At 65.7% G+C, this 18,322-nt stretch carries 17 protein-coding genes; 4 read left to right on the top strand and 13 right to left on the bottom strand.

Annotated features, from left to right (window positions below):
- Positions 1-52 precede the first annotated feature (52 nt).
- On the bottom strand, positions 53-1,192 hold the full coding sequence (locus ACMI1Q_RS07320; protein WP_419503295.1) for a galactose ABC transporter substrate-binding protein: 1,140 nt from the start codon (positions 1,190-1,192) through the stop codon (positions 53-55).
- 307 nt (positions 1,193-1,499) lie between these two features.
- Here ACMI1Q_RS07320 and ACMI1Q_RS07315 point away from each other — a divergent pair, with 307 nt between their 5' ends.
- The 4 genes from ACMI1Q_RS07315 to ACMI1Q_RS07300 are packed head-to-tail and all read left to right on the top strand — an operon-like array spanning position 1,500 to position 5,015.
- The gene (locus ACMI1Q_RS07315; RefSeq protein WP_419503294.1) at positions 1,500-3,035 is read left to right on the top strand and encodes a DUF1538 domain-containing protein; all 1,536 of its coding nucleotides are present in this window, start codon (positions 1,500-1,502) and stop codon (positions 3,033-3,035) included.
- A complete protein-coding gene (locus ACMI1Q_RS07310; RefSeq protein WP_419503293.1) occupies positions 3,032-3,754 on the top strand; it encodes a hypothetical protein in 723 nt (240 codons plus the stop codon). The genes ACMI1Q_RS07315 and ACMI1Q_RS07310 overlap by 4 nt, the downstream gene beginning before the upstream one ends.
- A complete protein-coding gene (locus ACMI1Q_RS07305) occupies positions 3,741-4,658 on the top strand; it encodes an alpha/beta hydrolase (RefSeq protein WP_419503292.1) in 918 nt (305 codons plus the stop codon). The genes ACMI1Q_RS07310 and ACMI1Q_RS07305 overlap by 14 nt, the downstream gene beginning before the upstream one ends.
- A 15-nt stretch (positions 4,659-4,673) precedes the next feature.
- Complete coding sequence (locus ACMI1Q_RS07300; protein ID WP_419503291.1) at positions 4,674-5,015, top strand: phenylpyruvate tautomerase MIF-related protein; 342 nt, start codon at positions 4,674-4,676, stop codon at positions 5,013-5,015.
- An 86-nt stretch (positions 5,016-5,101) separates the two neighbouring features.
- Here the strand turns inward: ACMI1Q_RS07300 and ACMI1Q_RS07295 are convergent, their stop codons facing one another.
- The 12 genes from ACMI1Q_RS07295 to ACMI1Q_RS07240 form a co-directional block, all read right to left on the bottom strand.
- Positions 5,102-5,542 carry a PaaI family thioesterase gene (locus ACMI1Q_RS07295; RefSeq protein WP_330058142.1) on the bottom strand — a complete coding sequence of 147 codons (441 nt, stop codon included), beginning with the start codon at positions 5,540-5,542 and terminating at the stop codon, positions 5,102-5,104.
- Between the two features lie 778 nt (positions 5,543-6,320).
- The gene (locus tag ACMI1Q_RS07290) at positions 6,321-7,109 is read right to left on the bottom strand and encodes a sulfite exporter TauE/SafE family protein (RefSeq protein WP_394979874.1); all 789 of its coding nucleotides are present in this window, start codon (positions 7,107-7,109) and stop codon (positions 6,321-6,323) included.
- Between the two features lie 84 nt (positions 7,110-7,193).
- Positions 7,194-8,678 (bottom strand): lactate racemase domain-containing protein, encoded by a 1,485-nt coding sequence (locus ACMI1Q_RS07285; protein WP_419503290.1) that lies wholly within the window; start codon positions 8,676-8,678, stop codon positions 7,194-7,196.
- Between the two features lie 23 nt (positions 8,679-8,701).
- Complete coding sequence (locus ACMI1Q_RS07280; RefSeq protein ID WP_419503289.1) at positions 8,702-9,538, bottom strand: triose-phosphate isomerase family protein; 837 nt, start codon at positions 9,536-9,538, stop codon at positions 8,702-8,704.
- 33 nt (positions 9,539-9,571) lie between these two features.
- Entirely contained in the window at positions 9,572-10,726 is a 1,155-nt protein-coding gene (locus ACMI1Q_RS07275; RefSeq protein WP_419067543.1) for a class II fructose-bisphosphate aldolase, read from the bottom strand.
- A gap of 93 nt (positions 10,727-10,819) precedes the next feature.
- A complete protein-coding gene (locus ACMI1Q_RS07270; RefSeq protein WP_419503288.1) occupies positions 10,820-11,890 on the bottom strand; it encodes a type I phosphomannose isomerase catalytic subunit in 1,071 nt (356 codons plus the stop codon).
- Positions 11,887-13,167 carry a glucose-6-phosphate isomerase gene (locus ACMI1Q_RS07265; protein WP_419503287.1) on the bottom strand — a complete coding sequence of 427 codons (1,281 nt, stop codon included), beginning with the start codon at positions 13,165-13,167 and terminating at the stop codon, positions 11,887-11,889. The genes ACMI1Q_RS07270 and ACMI1Q_RS07265 overlap by 4 nt, the downstream gene beginning before the upstream one ends.
- A gap of 169 nt (positions 13,168-13,336) precedes the next feature.
- Positions 13,337-14,068, bottom strand: a complete 732-nt coding sequence (locus ACMI1Q_RS07260; protein ID WP_177522263.1) for a sulfite exporter TauE/SafE family protein — start codon at positions 14,066-14,068, stop codon at positions 13,337-13,339.
- Entirely contained in the window at positions 14,065-15,219 is a 1,155-nt protein-coding gene (nagA, locus tag ACMI1Q_RS07255; protein WP_419503286.1) for an N-acetylglucosamine-6-phosphate deacetylase, read from the bottom strand. Before nagA ends, ACMI1Q_RS07260 begins: the two co-directional genes overlap by 4 nt.
- Positions 15,220-15,246: 27 nt before the next feature.
- Positions 15,247-16,065: a glucosamine-6-phosphate isomerase gene (locus ACMI1Q_RS07250; RefSeq protein WP_419503285.1), complete on the bottom strand. Its 819-nt coding sequence runs from the start codon at positions 16,063-16,065 to the stop codon at positions 15,247-15,249.
- Between the two features lie 50 nt (positions 16,066-16,115).
- Complete coding sequence (locus tag ACMI1Q_RS07245; protein ID WP_419503284.1) at positions 16,116-16,781, bottom strand: response regulator; 666 nt, start codon at positions 16,779-16,781, stop codon at positions 16,116-16,118.
- The gene (locus tag ACMI1Q_RS07240) at positions 16,778-18,310 is read right to left on the bottom strand and encodes a sensor histidine kinase (protein ID WP_419503283.1); all 1,533 of its coding nucleotides are present in this window, start codon (positions 18,308-18,310) and stop codon (positions 16,778-16,780) included. Before ACMI1Q_RS07240 ends, ACMI1Q_RS07245 begins: the two co-directional genes overlap by 4 nt.
- Positions 18,311-18,322: the final 12 nt, after the last annotated feature.

Raw genomic sequence — 18,322 nt, 5'->3', positions numbered from 1 at the left:
GCTGCCAGTGCAGCCCCGCCCGGCCATGGGTCAATTCAGCGGATGGAGTTGATCAGTCCTCGCTGGTGGCGTCGTACATCGCGTAGGGAACGCGGATCTTGGCCACGCCCTCGTCCACGACGAACTGATCGGTGTTGGCCATCAGCTCAGCGCCGTCCTGGACATTCTTGACCAGGGTGTTGATGGTGGAAGCCATGCCCACGGCGTCCTGCTTGATGGAACCGGCCATGTTGCCGGCCTTGATCAGCGCCTTGGCGCTGTCGGTGGCGTCAACGCCGAACACGGGGATGATGGTGGTGCCTTCGCCGTTGTTGTAGCCGACGTTCTGCAGAGCGGAGATAGCGCCCTCGGCCATGCCGTCGTTGTTGCAGATGATCAGCTCGACCATGTTGCCGTTGTCCTCGTTGTAGGAGCCCAGCAGAGCGACCATGTAGTCGTTGGCGGCCTTGGCGGACCACTTGCCCTCGGTGTCCACCAGGTACTTGGTGGAAGCGCTGGCGTCGTAGTAGCTCAGCTCGGGCTTGCCGGCCTCGGTGAGCAGCTTGTTGGCGTCCTCAACGGCGTACTGGGTGCGGGCCTCGGCCTCGGCGTTGCCCTCCTGGCCCTTGAACATGACGTAGGAGATCTGGCCGTCGCCGTTCAGGTCAACGGTGTCGTAGTTGGCCAGCAGGTAGTTGCCGATCATCTCGCCCTGCATATGGCCGGCGTCGGGGGCGTTGGTGCCCACGAAGGCGCACTTGTCATAGCTGTTGATGACTTCGTTGTCGGCCACTTCGCGGTTGAAGAAGATCACGGGGATGCCGGCGGTCTGGGCGGCATTCACGATGTCCTGCGCGGGGGCGCTGGTGGCGGTCTCAACGATGTTGACGATCAGCAGGTCGGAACCGGCGGTGATGGCGGTGTTGACCTGGTCGGTCTGGGTGGGCTGGCTGCCGGCGGCATCCCAGTTGTTGGGCTCGATGCCCATGGCCTTCAGCTGCTCGTCCATGGCGGCGCGCACGGTGGAGATGTACACGTCGGAGAAGTCGTAGTAGAACACGTCCACGCGCATGTCGGAGGTGGCGGCAGCGCCGCCCTCAGAGGCAGCCCCGGAAGCGGGGGTGGAAGCAGGGGTGGAAGCGGGGGTGCCGCCGCAAGCCGCCAGGCTCAGGGCCAGCACAGCGCTCAGTGCAAGTGCAAGAAGCTTTTTCATGGTTTGTCCTCCTTGATTTTTTGGGCGTGGCCTTTGCGCCTTCGCGCCGAAAGGCCGTTTCGCCCGGTGACAAGACCATTTTACCTGCCGGAAAGGGAAAAAACGATAGAAAAAACTACGCACTTGTATTAAAAAACTATGGCCTGTGCAAAAATTGATCCATGCTTGCGCAGGCCGGCCCCCGCGTTATATAATGGATATGTCTTGTATATCCCGCGAGGGCGCCTTCGGGCCCGGCCCTCCCGCCGCCGCCGGTTTGACGCACCCCTTTGCCGGCGCGGCGCGTCCACCCGCGTCAAAGGAGGCGATGCCCTTGAACAAACAACTCAAGCTGAAGATCCACGAATCCCTGGCCGCCGTGCTGCCCGTCAGCCTCATCGTGCTGGCGCTGTGCGCCTTTGTGGTGCCGGTGGACCTTTCCACCCTGTGCCTGTTCCTGGCAGGGGCGGCCCTGCTCATCCTGGGCATGGGTTTTTTTACCCTGGGGGCGGACATGGCCATGATGCCCATCGGCGAGCTGGTGGGCACCCACCTCACCCGCACCCGCAAACTGTGGCTCATCCTGGCGGGCTGTTTTCTCATCGGCGTGCTGGTGACGGTGGCGGAGCCGGACCTGGCGGTGCTGGCCAGACAGACCCCCGCCGTTCCCGACCGGGTGCTGATCTTGACGGTGGCCGCCGGGGTGGGGCTGTTCCTGGTGCTGAGCTTCCTGCGCATTCTGCTGGGCTGGAGCCTGCCGGTGATGCTCATCGTCTTTTATCTTCTGGTGTTCATCCTCACCCGCTTCGTGCCGTCGGCTTTTCTGGCCGTGGCCTTCGACTCCGGCGGGGTGACCACCGGGCCCATCACGGTGCCCTTCATCATGGCGCTGGGCCTGGGCCTCACCGCCGTGCGAAGCGACAAAAACGCCGAGGGCGACAGCTTCGGCCTTGTTGCGCTGTGCAGCATCGGGCCGGTGCTGTCGGTGCTCATCCTGGGCATGATCTACCGCTCGGGCGACGCGAGCTACACCCCCCTGTCGGTGTCTGCGATCGAGGACACCCGGGCCCTGCTGGCGGCCTTCGGAGCGGCGGCGCCGGAATACGCCAAAGAGGTGGCCCTGGCCCTGGGGCCCATCCTGGCGTTCTTCCTGGTGTTTCAGGTGCTCTTCTTCCGGCTGCGCCGCCGGGCGCTGGCCAAAATCCTGGTGGGCATCCTCTACACCTTCCTGGGCCTCACCCTCTTCCTCACCGGGGTGAACGTGGGCTTCATGCCCGCGGGCAACGAGCTGGGCCGCCGGCTGGCACAGCTGCCCCTGCGCTGGCTCATCGTGCCGGTGGGCATGCTCATCGGCTACTTCCTGGTCAAGGCCGAGCCCGCCGTGCTGGTTCTGAACAAGCAGGTGGAGGAGATCACCGGCGGCGCCATTTCCCAGAAGGTGATGATGGCGGGCCTGTCCATCGGCATGGCGGCCTCGGTGGGGCTGTCGATGGTGCGGGTGCTCACCGGCGCGCCCCTTTTGTGTTTTTTGCTGCCGGGCTACGCCCTGGCGCTGGCTTTGAGCTTTTTCGTGCCCCGCATCTTCACCGCGGTGGCCTTTGACTCCGGCGGGGTGGCCTCCGGCCCCATGACCGCCACCTTCCTTCTTCCCTTTGCCATGGGGGCCTGCGAGGCGGTGGGGGGCGACATTCTCACCGACGCCTTCGGGGTGGTGGCCATGGTGGCCATGATACCCCTCATCACCATTCAGATCATCGGGCTGGTGTATCAGTTCAAGACCCGGCACGCCGGCGAAAGCGCCCCGGCGCAGGAGACGGACGACGTGCTGGAACTGGACGCGGGCCCCGAGGAGGATGTGCAATGAACCAAGCGCCTTCATCCATATGCTGCCTGTTTGCCGTGGTGGACCGGGGCAAGGGCGAGGCGGTGTCCGCCGAGCTGCGCCGCCGCCGCATCCTGACCCAGCTCGTGCTGCTGGGCCATGGCACCGCCAGTGCGGAAGTGATGGACCTGCTGGGCCTGGACGAGCCGGAAAAGGACGTGGTGCTGGCGCTTTTGCCGGGGGACGCCGGCGAAGTGCTGGCGGCGCTGACCGAGCGGCTGGAGCTCTACCGCCCGGGGCGGGGCATCGCCTTCACCATCGACCTGTGCAGCATCAGCGCGCTGGCCCACCAGCGCATCGCCGCGGCAGCGGCGGCCGAAACACCATCCCAAAAGGAGGAGCGACCCATGCGCAGCCAGCATGAACTCATCGTGGTCATCACCGAGCACGGCTTTGCCGCCGATGTGATGGACACCGCCCGCGGGGCGGGGGCCCGGGGCGGCACAGTGGTGCACGGCCGGAGCCTTGCCGCCGAGGAAGCCCAGAAATTCCTGCACATCACCATCCAGCCGGAAAAGGACGTGGTGCTCATCCTGGTGCCCGCCGCGGGGCGGCAGCCGGTGATGAAGGCCATCTGCGCCGAGGGCGCGGGCATCGGCCACGCCCTGGCCTTTTCGCTGCCGGTGAGCGACGTGACTGGCCTGTCGCTGGCGCCCTTCGGCGCGGCGGAGCAGAAGGAGGGCGAAGATGAAAAGCAGTGAGTGGACCAGCCCCGCCCACAGCGGCGAGGGCGAGATCTTTTCCCGCCTGTGGGCCCGCGAAGAGCCGAAGGCGGTGCTGCTGCTGGTGCACGGCATGGCGGAGCACAGCGCCCGCTATGAAGATTTTGCCAGCTTCCTGGCCCAGCACGGCTTTGCGGTGTTCATGAACGACCACGCGGGCCACGGGCGCTCGGCGGTGGTTCAGGGCCACTTTGCCGACCGCGACGGCTGGGAGCATGTGCTGGCCGACCTGCACCGGCTGGAGGCGGACGCCCGGGCCAAATACCCCGGCCTGCCGGTGTTCATCTTCGGCCACAGCATGGGCTCTTTTTTGACCCGGGAGTACATCGCCCGCTGGGGCGGCGGGCTTGCCGCCGCGGTGGTCTGCGGCACCATGGGGGCCAATCCCCTGCTGGGCTTTGCCCGGGCGCTGGCCAGCCTGCAGGCGGCAGTGAAGGGCCCCAAAAGCCCCGGCAAACTCATCGAGTCCCTCTCCACCGGCGGCTACCACAAGCAGTTCCCCGGCGAGGGCCCCTCGGCCTGGCTGGCGGCGGACAAGTCCGTGCAGGAGGCCTTTGACGCCGACCCGGACTGCGGCTTCACCTTCACGGCGGCCACCTACCGGGACATGTTCGGCGGGCTTGCCGCCGTGACCGGCCCGAGCTGGGCGGCGCGGGTGCCCAAAAGCCTGCCGGTGTTCGTCATCGCCGGCGACAAGGACCCGGTGGGCGCGAACGGCAAAGGCCCCACCCAGGTGTATCAGTGGCTGAAGGACGCGGGGCTGGACGTGCGGCTGAAGCTCTATCCCGGCATGCGCCACGAAATTCTCAACGAGGCGGGCAAGGCCGAGGTGTACGAGGACGTTTTGCAGTTTCTGCGGGCGCATCTGCCCGCGGCGGAATAAAAAGGAGGAAGGAACATGCCGTTTATTCGGGTGAGCGCCAATGTGGCGGTGAACGAGAGCCAGGCCGAGCGGATCAAGACCATGCTGGGGCAGGCCATCGAGGTCATCCCGGGCAAGAGCGAGGCCTGGCTGATGGTGGAAGTGGAGGGCGAAAAGGCCCTGTGGATGGCGGGCAGCGACGCGCCCGCCGCCATCGCGGAGGTGAGCGTCTACGGCGGCGCGGACGGCGAGGACTACCGCCAGCTGACCGGCCGGGTGTGCGACATTCTGGACTGCGTGCTGGACATCCCCGCCGACCGGGTGTATGTGAAGTACGCCGAAACCGAGCACTGGGGCTGGAACGGCTCCAACTTCTGACCGGCGATGAGCGGCCCGTGTTTTCAACACGGCGGCCGCCCGGATGTGCAAAACAAAAGGCAGAGCCCGGCGGGCCCTGCCTTTTTTCATTTTTTGCCGTCCATGTAGTACATGGTGAAGCTGCTGGTGAGCAGCAGACGGCCCTGGCCGTCGAAAAGCTCCACCTGATTCACGGCGGTGCGCCCGCCGCTGTGGCGGCTGGTGGCCTTGACGGTGACGGTGTCGCCGGGTTTAGCGCCCCGGATGTAGTTCACCGAGGCCTGCAGGGTCACGTTGGGGCGGCCCCAGGTGCTGGCCGCGAGGCCGGAGCAGGTGTCGCACAGGGCGAACAGCCAGCCGCCGTGGGCGTTGCCGTAGGGGTTCAGGCTGTTCTCGGTGACGGGGGCTTTCGCCTCCACATAGCCTTCCCGGATGGCGGTCACCTCCAGGCCCTCAAAGCAGACCATGGGCTTGGTGTGGGCGGCGATGGCCCGGCGCAGCTCCTCGTTCAGCAGCGAGAGGTCAAGGCCTTTTTCCTGTTGTTCCATTTGCGTTCTCCGTTCTTTCAAAAAACATGTCTCACGGTATGGTATTGTACACCCCCTGCCGAAAAATGCAAGCGGCCGCCCCGGCGCGGCAGGGCGGCGCTCTCCCCTGTTTTGCCCGGCCCGCCGCCCGATGCAGGCCGAACCAGACGCGGCACTGCCGCCGCGTAGTGCGCCTCGGAGCGAACACGCTGCACGGCGCGAGTGCAGCGTGTCCGAAACGCCGCGTGCGGCGGCGGACAGGGGCGCGGCCGCCCCGCGCAAGACTTCCCCGCTCCCGGCGCCGCCCGGGCCAAGAGAAGGTTGGTTTTGTGGAAGGTGCTTCGCCTCAGCCCAGTGCGGCAGGGCGGCGCTCTCCCCCATTTTGCCCGGCCCGCCGCCCGATGCAGGCCGAACCAGACGCGGCACTGCCGCCGCGTAGTGCGCCTCGGAGCGAACACTTTGCCCGGTTTGAGGGCAAAGTGTCCGAAACGCCGCGTGCGGCGGCGGACAGGGACGCGGCCACCCCGCGCAAGACTTCCCCGCTCCTCAGCGCCGCCCGGGCAAAGGAAAGGGCAGCTTTGAGAAAAACGCTCCGCCCGGCCCAACCCCACCGCACGCGGCATCCCGGACACTTTTCAGGACAAAGAAAAGTGTCCGTTCTGATGCGCACTACGTGGGGAAAACCGGTCTTCCCCTCAGCCCAGTGCGGCCGGGCGGTTTTCCCGTCCTCTCCCCTCCCCCGCGCAAAAAAGCGGCCCCGGTCAAATCCCGACCGGGGCCGCTCCGCTTGCTGTTTTTTTCAGACCGCGAAGGTGTACTGCCAGACGTTGTAGAGGCTGATGGCCATGATGATGCCCATCAGGCCGATGAACAGTTTCTCCACCGCCTTGTTGTCCATCCGCTTGTTGGCGATGCGGCCCAGCATGCCGCCGCCGATGCCGCCCGCCACCATCAGCACAAGGCTCAGCCAGCCGAAGGGCGGCACGCTGCCGGTGACGAGGGTCGCCGCAAGGCTGGTGATCTGGCTGATGAGAATGACGTAGAGGCTGTTCTGGGCAGCGGTCTTGGTGTCCATGGAGAAGAAGAAGTAGAACACCACCAGGTTGATGGGGCCGCCGCCAATGCCCAGAAAGCTGGACATGATGCCCAGCGCAAGGCCGATGGCCACGCACACCCACACCTTGAAAATTTTGTGGGTTCGGATGCGGCTCTTGTTGATGGTGTAGAGCATGGTGGCCAGGGTGATGAGGAAGAGGCAGGCCGCCTGCACCGCGCCCGCCGTTTCGGCAAACGCCGCGCTGATGACCGCGAACATCTGCTTGCCGGCCACGCCGCCCACCGCCGCGCCGATGGCCAGCGGAGTGCCCAGCTTCAGGTCCACCTTGCTGTCGCCCGCGCGCAGGGATTTGGTGACGGAATAGCAGCTCATGGCCAGCACCGTGCAGCCGGACAAAAAGCTCACCGTGGCCACGCTGTCCAGATGGAACAGGTCCAGGGTGGGCTTGATGATGACGCCGCCGCCGATGCCGCAGATGGCGCCCGCCACGCTGGCCAGCAGACTGATGATAAAATAGGCAAGCACCTGCATGGGCGCCGCCCCCTTTCTTTGGTTTTGCAGGAAGGCGCGGGCCCCGCCGTTTTCAGCAGGGCCCGCCCGTCAGTTCAATGGGATTCAGCCGCAGCAGGGATGGTTGCCGTACTCGTCCATGCAGTCCTGGCTGGGGTCCTTCATGCACAGATGCACCGCCGCCAGCTTGAAGGTCTGGGGCAGAGCCAGGATGTTCGGCTCTTCGCCCACGTACTTCTTCTTCGCGTCCGCCAGCGCCTCCTCGAAGGTGGCGCGGGTCTTGAGACCCATGCTGCGGGCGATGCCCGGCTCCTGGGCGCCCACGATGTAGATGGCGCTGGTGTTCATCTCAGCGATGTGGCCGCAGCTCATCATCGAGAAGCCGTGGAAGGGATGGAACGCGTTGGTGAACCGGTACCTGCGGATGTACTCCTCGTTGGTGGCGTAGTATTCGCCCAGGCGGTCCATGTCCGGCAGGATGTTCATGTAGTCGTGCTGGAAGTCGGTCCACTCCGCGCGCAGGTAGGGCCACAGCTCGTCGTGGAAGAAGCCGTTGCAGATGGAGGAGCAGATGATGACGCAGTGGTCGCTCATCACCCGCTTGAAGCGCAGCACCTGCGCAGACAGGGCCTGCATCATCATGATGGGGTTGGTGCCCATGCCGTCGCCGTAGTGGAACTTCTGGGGCATGCCGAACACCAGCACGTCGTACTTCTTCTCCGCCCAGTGCACGTAGGTGCGCTTGTCGGCCACCTTCCAGCTCTCGGGCATCATCTCGGCGGCGTAGCCGGAGTAGATGGCGATCTGGCGGCTCTTGGTGTCCAGAACCGCGTCGCAGCAGAAGAAGGGATGGCCCATCTTCTCCTCCATCAGCATGCCGATCTCGTTGAACTTGTGGCGCATCAGGCTGCCGCCGTTCACGGGGGTGAAGTCGTCCCGGTGCATGACCTCGGGCACATGGTGGCTGGCGATGCTGCGCCAGTTGGTGATGCCGGTGGCGCAGTGCTTGTAGCCGCCGGAGTAGCCGCCGTAGGGGTTGCCCTGCACATGGCCGATGAGGATGGGCAGGTCGCACTCGAAGACGGTCTTGTTCATCCACACCGGGTCGCCCCGCTTGGTGGTGCCCAGGTCGATCATGTTGTCCGGGTCCTCGGAGTCGTGGCTGGTCATCTGATGGGTGGACCAGAACTCGCCAAACAGCTCCTCACCGAAGATGGCCTTGTAGTCCTCGGGCTTGGCGCGGGGATGCAGGCCGTTGGAGATGATGAACTTGATGTCCTCCTTCTTCACGCCCGCGGCATACAGCTCCTTCAGGATGAGCTTGATGCTCACCTTGCGGTGGCTGGTGGGCTGCTCGCCGCCCTTGACCCGGTCGGGCACGATGAAGACCACCTTCGCGCCGGGGAAGGCCAGCTCGCTCAGGGGCTTCATGCCGATGGGATGGTGCAGGCTCTCAAGATAGGCTTCCTCCAGCTTGTCCTCGGGGATGCAGGGCGGGTCCGCCACGGTGGTGCCGGGGATGAACACATCGGTGTTGTCGGGCAGTTCGGCGCTCATCAGGCCGTGGCCGTATTCAAAATCCAGTTTCATTCGCGTTTCCTCCTTGTCGGGCCTTATTCGCCCAGATACTTTTGGATGATCTCCAGATACTCGTCGGGGTAGAAGCCGATCTCACCGGAGAAGCGGGTCAGGGCGATGAGGCCGCCGTCGATCTCGGGGATGGAGGCCAGCATCTCGGCGTTGTCGCTCTTCAGGCCGCCGCCGTAGACCACGGGGATGCCGCCGGTGCGCTCTTTGACGAAGCGGGCGATCTTTTCAATGTAGGGCTTGTCGGCCGGGGTCTTGCCGGGGCCGATGGACCAGATGGGCTCGTAGGCGATGACCACCTGGCTGGAGTCCACGCCCTCGAGGCCGATGTCCAGCTGCTCGCCCAGCACTTCCTGCCAGCGGTCCTGCTCCTCGCTCTTTTCGCCGATGCAGTAGAGCACCTTGAGGCCACGGGCGGTGGCGGCTTTGATTTCCTGGTTCAGCAGGCGGTTCACCGCGGCGGTGTCCACCACGCCGGCCTCGGCCAGCACGCCGGCCTTGTCGTTCCGCTCCTCGCAGTGGCCGATGAGCACCCCGCCGCAGCCCATGGCCTTGGCGATGGAGGCGGGCCGGTTGGAGGTGAAGGCGCCGAAGTTGCCGCCCACGGCGGTGTCCGCCCGGTAGAGGCTCTGGCAGCCCACCTTGACGGGGCTCGCTTCGCACAGGGCCGCCACGGCGTTCAGGATGTGGGCCTCGGGGAAGAACTGCACGAACTCGACTTTCGCGGGGTCGTACTTTTTCAGGCCCTCCTGGGTGCCCTCCACGATGGTCTTGGCCCACTCGTTCACCGGGGCCAGACGGTTCACGCCGCCCAGCTCCACCGGCACGTCGAAGCGCTTGAGGTTCAGAAAGATGTATTTCATAAGTCAGCGTCGCTCCTTTTCAAATCCCGTGGCTCAGATGCCTTCCTTGCGGTAGCGCTCGGCCATCTCGTCCAGGGTGACCTTCTCCACCAGCGGAGCCTTGCCCACGCTGCCGAACTCCACGATGAGGGTGCCGATGACCTCGCGCACGCCCTTCTCGATGCAGTCCACGATGGCGGCCACGTCCGCGTCGGGCACGTTGCCGTACATGACGGTGTCCATGATGGGAGGCAGGAAGGCGCGGGGGTCGAAGGCGCTCTTCTTCTCTTCCAGCAGCTTGTAGATGCCGCCGATGGAGGGGCTTTCCCGCAGCTCGGGACGATTGTAGAACAGCTCCTTCATGTTGCGGGTGACGGCCAGACGGATGTCGGTGTCCACATTGATCTTGGCGATGCCGCAGCGGGCGGCCTCTTTCAGCTGGGCCAGCTCGATGCCGTAGGCGTTCTGGATGTCGCCGCCCAGGTCGTTGATCTCCTTGACGATGTACTGGGGCACGGTGGAGGAGCCGTGGCTCACCAGGGCGCAGAAGATGCCCTCATGCAGCAGGCACTCCTTGGTGGCGATGGCAATTTCCTTGCGCAGCTTCGCGCCCTTGCCCTTGTTGGCGCCGTGCATGGTGCCGTAGCTGATGGCCAGAGCGTCCACCTTGGTCTTCTTGATGAACTCCACCGCGTCCAGAGGGTTGGTGTAGGTGGAGCCGGCGCTGAACACGTGGTCCTCCACGCCCGCCAGCACGCCCAGCTCGGCCTCGACGGTGACGCCCCGCTCGTGGGCGTACTTGACCACCTCGCGGGTGATCTCGATGTTCTCCTCAAAGGGCAGGCTGGAGCCGTCGATCATGACGGAGGTGTAGCCGCCGGCGATGGCCGCCTTGCAGCTTTCGAAGTTGCGGCCGTGGTCCAGGTGCAGGGCCACGGGGATGGGGCTGCCCTCGCCGTACTTCTTCACCGCCGCGCCGATGTTGGCCGCGCCCTTGATCTTGTCTTCCAGGGTGGCGTTCATGAAGTCGGTGCGGCCGCCCATGAAGCCGTTGGCCAGGTCCGCGCCCTGCAGGATGGCGGCGGAGCGGAACATCTCATGCACCTCGATGGCGGCCTTGGCCTGGGCCACGGCGTTCACGTTGAAGGCGCCCTGGGCGTAGTGATATTTCTCGGTGGCTTCCAGGATCGCGCGAAGGGGTACCAGCATAGTTTTTACCTCATTTCTTTCATCGGGCGGGCGGTGGGCCCGCGGTGTTTTGTGAGCGCCGCGGCAAAGGGCGGCGCATCTTTGCGTTGTTTGTCAGGGCGCGGGCGGGATGCACTCCAGCACCGCCAGCTCGTCCCCCTTGGGGGTGAGGGTGTAGTCCCCCACGCCGGCGGGCACGAACACCTCCGTGCCCTGTTTGAGGGGCAGCGTCACGCCGCCGCCGGAAAGCTCGCCCTCGCCTTTTTCCACCAGCAGCACCCGGAAGGAGGGGTTTTTCCGGGGGCAGGGGCCAAGGGCCCGCACCCGCGCAAGGCCGAAGCAGTCGGTGGCGGCGGGGCCGATGAGGGCAGCCTCCTCCCCGCCGGGGACGGGCCGCCGGGCCGGGGCAAGGAAGTATTTCTCCCGCACCGCCTCTTTGGGGGCGGCGGCGGAAAAGTCGAAGCAGTCCAAAAGCGCCTCCATCCCCGCGCCGCCGTGCAGGCTCTCGGGGGGCAGGCGGCTGCCGTCCGGGCGGATGTACTCCGCCCGCAGGGTGATGTCGGTGGGTTCCTGTATCTCCGCCACAAGGCTGTTCGCGCCCATGGCGTGGGGCAGGCCCGCCGGGATGAAGACCACGTCGCCGGGGGCGATGGCGAACTGATGCAGGCAGCCCAGGATGGCCGCCGTGTCCTGCTGTTCGATGAGGGCCGCGAAGCCTTCCCGCGTCACGCCGGTGCGGAAGCCCGCCCAAATGTACGCCTCGCCTTCGGTGGCCAGCACATACCACGCCTCGGTCTTGCCGTGGGGCCAGCGGAAGTATTTTTCGGCTTTGGCCTTGTCCGGGTGGGCCTGCACCAGCAGGCGCTGACTGGAGTGGAGCAGCTTTAGCAGAAAGCCCACATCCGCCCCGAAGGCCGCCGCGTGGGCGCTGCCCAGAAAGGCCGCCGGGTCCTTTTGCAGTTCTTCGGCAAGGCAGCCGCCGCCGTCTTCGGGCAGGATGTAGGAGCGGCTGTCCGCCGCGCCGGGCAGGGTGGACTGCACCGTGCTGGCCACCCACATCTGGCTGGCCCCGGGCACCGCGCCCCGGGCAAGGCCCAGGAACTCATCTATCATCTCACCGCCGGGCAGCAGGTAGTTCACCCGGTTGGGCGCAAGGCGGAAGGGCCGGGCCGAAAGGCCGTTCATCTGCCCTTGACGCCGGGCTTGCCCAGCGCCGCGAACATGCTGCGCTTATATTCCTCCACGCCCTCCTGGTCGAAGGGGTCCACTCCCAGCAGCCGGCCGCTGAGGGCGCAGGCCACCATGAAGAAGTAGTAGACAAGGCCGAAGGTGCGCTCGTCGATGCGGGGCAGACGCAGCACCATGCAGGGCACTCCGCCGGCGGCGTGGGCCTGGATGGTGGCCTTTTCCGCCGCGCGGTTGATGTTGGCAAAATCCATGCCGTCCAGATAGTCGAAGCCGTCGCCGAAGTCCGGGTCCGGCTCGATGACCACCGAAGCGCCGGGGTCGTCCACCGCCAGGAAGGTCTCGGTCATGAAGCGCAGGCCGTCCTGCATGTACTGGCCCATGCTGTGCAGGTCCTCGGAGTTTATCATGGAAGCGGGCAGCATGCCCTTTTTCTCCTTGCCCTCGCTCTCGCCGAAGAGCTGCTTCCACCACTGCTCGGCCCAGAACAGGCGCGGCTCGAAGGCGGTGAGCATCTCCACCTGGAAGCCCCGGCGGTAGAGCGCGTAGCGCACCGCGGCGTACTCGGCGGCAAGGCCGCCTTCGGTCTTGGCCAGCTCTTCTTCCATGGCAAGGCCGCCGGCGAGATAAGCGTCCACGTCCAGGCCCGCCACCGCCAGGGGCAGCAGGGCCACCGGGGTGAAGGCGGAGTAGCGCCCGCCCACCCGGCGGGGGAAGTGGAGGAAGGTGCAGCCGTTCTCTTTGGCGATCTCCTCCAGGCGGGAGCCCACGGTGCCGGTGAGGATGACCCGTTTGGCCATCTCCTCTTTGGAATAGCGCTTTGCCATGGCGGCGCGCAGCACACGGTAGTGGCTGCCCGGCTCCAGGGTCTCGAAGTTCTTGGCGATGACGTCGATGTAGACGCTCTTGCCCTCGATGGCCTTCAGCACCTCGGCCACCCCGTGGGCGGACAGGGTGTTGCCCGCATAGACAATGGCGGGGCCGCCGGGCTTTTTCACCGCCTCGATGAGGGCACGGGCGGCCTGGTTGGAACCGCCCACGCCCACCAGCACGAACACCTCGGCGTTCCAGCGAATTTCAGCGGCCTTCTCTTTGATGAGGTCCAGCTGCTGGGCGGCCTCGGCGCAGTGGAACCAGCCGGTGACGGGCCAGTCCTTGTCCTCGCTGCCCAGGGCGGCCAGCCGGCGGTACTCCGCCTTCGCGGCCTCCAGCGCCGCCTCCACGTCTCCCGGCGCGGCCATGCGCCGGGCGAGGTCAGCATCCAGATTCAGATTCATTGCACTTCCCTCCCTTATTTTCCGCCGCGGCGCAGCGCCGCGGTCACAATCTCTTCCAGTTTTCATTATACGGCACGGCGGCGGCAATTGCGAGTATGAAAAAGCCTCATACTAATAGAAAAAAGACTCCCCGCAGGGCGGGGAGTCAGTGGTTTTTCCCAAAAGGGGGTCAGCCGGTGATGAGGATGTAGCAGCCCATCACCAGCATGAAGGCGTAGACCAGCTTTTTTATCTTTTCCAGCGGCAGGGCGCGGAACACCGCGAGGCCCGCGGCGGTGCCCACCGCAAGGCCCGCCAGCGCCGCGCCGGTGCACTGCAGCGCCAGCGCGTCCACGTTGCCCATCCACAGGTGCTGGGCCACCAGCCACAGGCTGGTGAGGATGAAGTACATCTGGGTGGTGGCGGTGTATTCCTTCTTGTCCTGGAAGGCGGCCAGATAGTAGACCACGATGGGCGGCCCGCCGATGCTGAACATGCCGGCGGAAAGGCCCGCCACCCCGCCGGCGATGAGGCCGGCGGCCAGGGTGGGCCGCACCCGGAATTTTTCGGAAAAGAAGATGAAGTAGACCGCCAGCGCCATCAGCGCGGCGCCCAAAAGGCGGCGCAGCACCGTGTCCGGGCTGCCGGACATGATCTGCAGGCCCAGCCAGTTGGTGAAGAAGGAGGCGGCGCAGGGGGCGATGAGCTGCCGCCAGTTGATGGAGCGGCGGTAGCGCACCGCAATGACCACGCAGAGGGCCAGGGCGGCCAGCAGCTCCACCACCAAAGCGGTCTTGTAGGGCAGGAACAGCGGCCACAGGGCCATCACGGTGACGGCGTAGCCGAAGCCGGTGGAGGCCTGCACAAAGCTGCCCGCCACCGAGATGAGCCCCACCAGCGCCAGGGTCAGCGGGGCGGTCATTCGGCGGTGTAGACGGTGCGCCCGCCCACGATGGTGCGCAGAACGGTGAGGTCCTCGCCCAGCACCACGAAGTCGGCGTCACACCCCGGGGCGATGCGGCCCTTACGGGGCAGGCCCAGCAGGTCCGCCGGGTTCTCGGTGAGCAGGGGCAGCACCTTTTCGGGGCCCTCGCCGGTGAACCTGACCAGGTTCTTCAGCGCCTGGCCGGTGGTGAGGGTGCTGCCGGCGCGGGTGCCGTCGGAGGCCAGCTTTGCGTCGCCGTCCTCCACCACCACGTCGTTCACGCCCAGCTTGTAGTTGCCGTCCGGCAGGCCGGCGGCCATGATGCTGTCGGTCACGGCCACCACCCGGTCCCAGCCCTTGCACTTGAGCAGGAGCCGCACGCTGGCGGGATGCAGGTGCCGCCCGTCGCAGATGGCCTCGCAGTACACGTCGCTCTCCAGCACCGCGCCCATGATGGCCGGCTGATGCTGGTGGAACAGGCGCATGGCGTTGAAGGTGTGGGTGGCGCTCACCGCGCCGTTGGCGATGCACTCCATGGCGGTGTCGTACTCCGCGCCGGAGTGGCCGATGGCCACCTTCACCCGGGCGGCGATGTCCCGCACCATGGCGGGCACGCCCTCCACCTCGGGGCTGACGGTCATGTACCTGATGGCCCCCTCGCCGGCGGCCTCGTACTTGGCAAAGAGCTCGGCCGAACCTTTTTGCAGCAGGTGCTCGGGCATCGCGCCCTTGTACTGGCTGGCCAGGAAGGGACCTTCCAGATGCACGCCCAGAAGCTGCGCCCAGTCGCCCTCTTCCTTCATGGCGGCTTTGGCCTGGTCCAGGCACCAGAGGGTCTGCTCGGGCGTGTCGGTGAGCACGCTGCACAGCCAGCCGGTGGTGCCCTGGCTGGCAAAGAAGCGGCCGATGGTGCCGTTGAGCTGGGCGGCGGTGGCGGCGTTCACGTCCACCCCGGCCGCGCCGTGGGTGTGGATGTCGATGAAGCCGGGCACAAGGCGCTTGCCGCCCAAGTCCAGCCGGGGGCAGCCCGCCGGGGCGTTCACCTTCTCGGCCAGCTGGGCCACCCGGCCCTCTTCCACATAGACTTCACGGGGCACAAAGCGGTGGCCGGTGTAGACCAGCGCATTTGTGATGACGAACTGTTCCATCTTGCTTTTCCTCCCCTGCCCGTTTGTTCAGAACGGCTGCTGCGAAGCGTTGGCGTTGGCGATGACCATCGCGTCGGGATGGCGCTGGATGAGGGTGGCCGGGAAGTGGGCGCTCACCTCGCCGTAGGCGGTCTGACGCACCACGGCCCGGTGCCAGTCGCGGAAGACGCCCAGGCGGATCTTCCTGGCGCTCAAGATCTGCTTCATGCCGATGGTGACGCACTTGCGGGGCATGGCGTCGATGGCGCCGTTGTAGTCGCCGATGGCGTTGGTGGTGCGGGTCTCGCGGCTGATGGTCAGCACGCGGGTGGGCAGCTGGGCGAACTCGTCGGCGGTCAGCTCGTCCTGGGGCTCGTTGAAGGCCAGATGGCCGTTGATGCCGATGCCGCCGAAGGCCACGTCCACGCCGCCCAAGGTCTCGATGACCCGCTGGATGTGCTCGGGGTCGTGGGGGTCGGGGAAGATGCGCTGGCTCTCGGGCATCAGCAGCTCGGGGTCAATTTTGGTGTAGACGGTGCGGTCCATGAAGCCGCGGAAGCTCAGGGGGTGGCTCTTTTCCACCCACTCGCCCTCGTCGGTGAGGTACTCGTCCATGTTGATGAACCAGCAGTTCTTCAGGCTGATGCGGTCACGGTTGACCAGCCGCACGAAGATGGGGTACTGGCCCACGGGGCCCACGGGGCAGATGAAGACGGTATGCTTGCCGGCGGCGTTGTTGGCCTTGATGGTGTTCACCATCTCCATGGCAATCTCGTAAAAGACCTCGCCGGAATCGCCCAGCTTGAGAACGGGGACCTTGGCGTCCTTGCCCAGGTCCGCGGCGCTGATGTGGAAGTATTCGTACATGACGGTTCTCCTTTCTTTATCACGAGGGGGCGGCGGAAGGCCGCCCGGCGTTAAAACAGATGGGAAATGTTCAGCTGGCGTATCATCTCGACGATCTCCTTGGTGCGGGTGCAGCCGAACTTATGTAAGAGGCCCTTGATCTGGGTCTTGACGGTCACCACCTCCACACAGCGGATGGCGGCAATTTCCTTGACCTTTTTGTCCTGCAAGAGCAGGCGCACCAGCTCCCGCTCGGTGGAAGTGAGCTGGGAGACGTTGTTGATGAAGAAGAGCAGGCTCTGCTCCGAGCGGCGCAGCCGGTCGTACTCCCGGATGACGGTGGACTGCACCCGGGCGTTGAGCATGGGGTGGCCCGCCGCGGCGGCCCGGATGTGGGCCAGCACCTCCTCGCCCTCGGCGCCCTTGACGATGTAGTCCACCGCGCCGGTGGCCATGGCGGTGAGGATCATGCGGTCGGTGTCGTGGGCGGTGAGGTAGAGGATGAGGCGGTCGGGGTCGGCGGCGTGGATGGCCTCGGCGGCCTGGATGCCGGCGGAGGTGCTCTCCATCTCGATGTCCATCAAGATCATGTCGCTCTTGACGCTTTTCGCCAGCTCCACGATGCCCGCGCCGGTGGACGCCTGACCCACCACCTTCATGTCCGGCTGGGCATTGAGCAGCTCGGTCAGGTCCTGCCGCAGCAGGTCAAAGTCGTCGGCAATGAGAATGGTGATCATGTTTCGTCCCGCCCCCCTTGGTTTTTCTGCCGCCCGGGCACATACCGGGGCAGCATCACGATGAAGGTGCTGCCCTTGCCCTCGGCGCTTTTTATCTGCATGTGGCCCAGATGGCTCTTCACGATCTGGCGCACATAATAAAGACCCATGCCCCAGTTGGTGTTGGTGTTGCGGCTGGTGTAGAACGGGTCGAATATCTTCTTCTGCTCGGCCCGGGAGATGCCGGGGCCGTTGTCCCGCACGATGAAGTCCAGCCACAGCCGCTCCGGCTGCACCAGCAGCTCCACCCGCGGCTCGCCGCCGGCGGCGCTGGCCGCCTCCCAGGCGTTGGTGAGCAGGTTGTAGAGCGCCTCCGCCATGTGGGTGCGGTCCGCCAGCACCAGCGCCTGCACGCTCTGGTGCACCTGCACCTTCGCGTCGGGGTATTTCTGGGCCAGCCGCGCCAGCGAGGCCTGGACGATCTCGTCCGACTCCACCGGCACCAGCTCGATGTAGCTCACCTTGATGGAGCGGTAGAGCTCTTCCATCCGCTCCAGCATGGAGGCGTTCATCTCCCGCAGGCAGGTGGCCCAGGCCCGCACCTTTTCCAGGTCCGGCTCCGGCTCCTCCAGTTCCTGCTGCAGCTTTTTGTGGGCCACCCGGGCGGCCAGCAGCTGATTCTTGATGCTGTGCACGAACACCGACGCGCCCATGGAGGCGGTGTCGAACTTGCGCTGGAGGGTGGTGTCCTCCTGGGCCTCCGACTGGCTGATGCGGCTGTAGTGTATCATGTTGAAGGAGCCAAGCCCCACAAAGAACACGGTGCAGGCCATCAGCGGCAGCCAGCTCCACCCGCTGGACAGCGCGGTGCGCAGATAGTTCAGCGAGCCCAGGCGGATGTATTCCGAGACGTAGAAGTTATAGATCTGCCCCGGGTCCTGGATGGCGTACATGCTGTAAAGCACGGTGACGCTGAGCAGGGCCAGCACCACAAGGCGCATGCTGCGCTTGAAGTAGGGGGAGGTGGTGGCGAAGTAGTCCTGCAAGAGCAGGGCCAGGGCAGCCAGCACGCTGGCCACGATCCAGCCAAGGCACACCTGCCGCATGAGCACCAGCATCCAGAACCGGCCGCCCACCACCCAGCGGAACACCGGCGGCCAGTAGTAGACCAGCAGCGCCGCGGTGCCCAGCAGGTGCACCCGGCGGATGGCCTTTTCGTGGCGGCGCACCCAGTGCAGGTTGGAGTGGTAGATGCCGAGGCACAAAAGGAAATACGGGAACAGGCTGCGGCCCAGCGCCACCAGATAGCCCAGGGTGCCCAGGGGGATGGGCAGGCCCTGGAGCCACAGCTGCAGGTCCGGCAGCAAAAACAAAAACAGGCGCTGGGGGGTGTTGTAGCCGCCCATCTTGGCCACATAGGTGACCACGCCGCACATCATCACAACAAAGCCGGCGGAAAGCCCGCTCAGATAGGCGGAGAGCACGTCCCGCCGGTTGGCCACCACCATCACGGTGGCCGCCGCCATCATCACCAGAACCAGCACCAGCATCGCGGCACCCTC

It is taken from the genome of Candidatus Allofournierella excrementavium, assembly GCF_048526665.1.
GTDB classification, from domain to species: Bacteria; Bacillota; Clostridia; order Oscillospirales; family Ruminococcaceae; genus Allofournierella_A; species Allofournierella_A excrementavium.
This window is presented reverse-complemented; position numbering and strand designations above follow the sequence as displayed.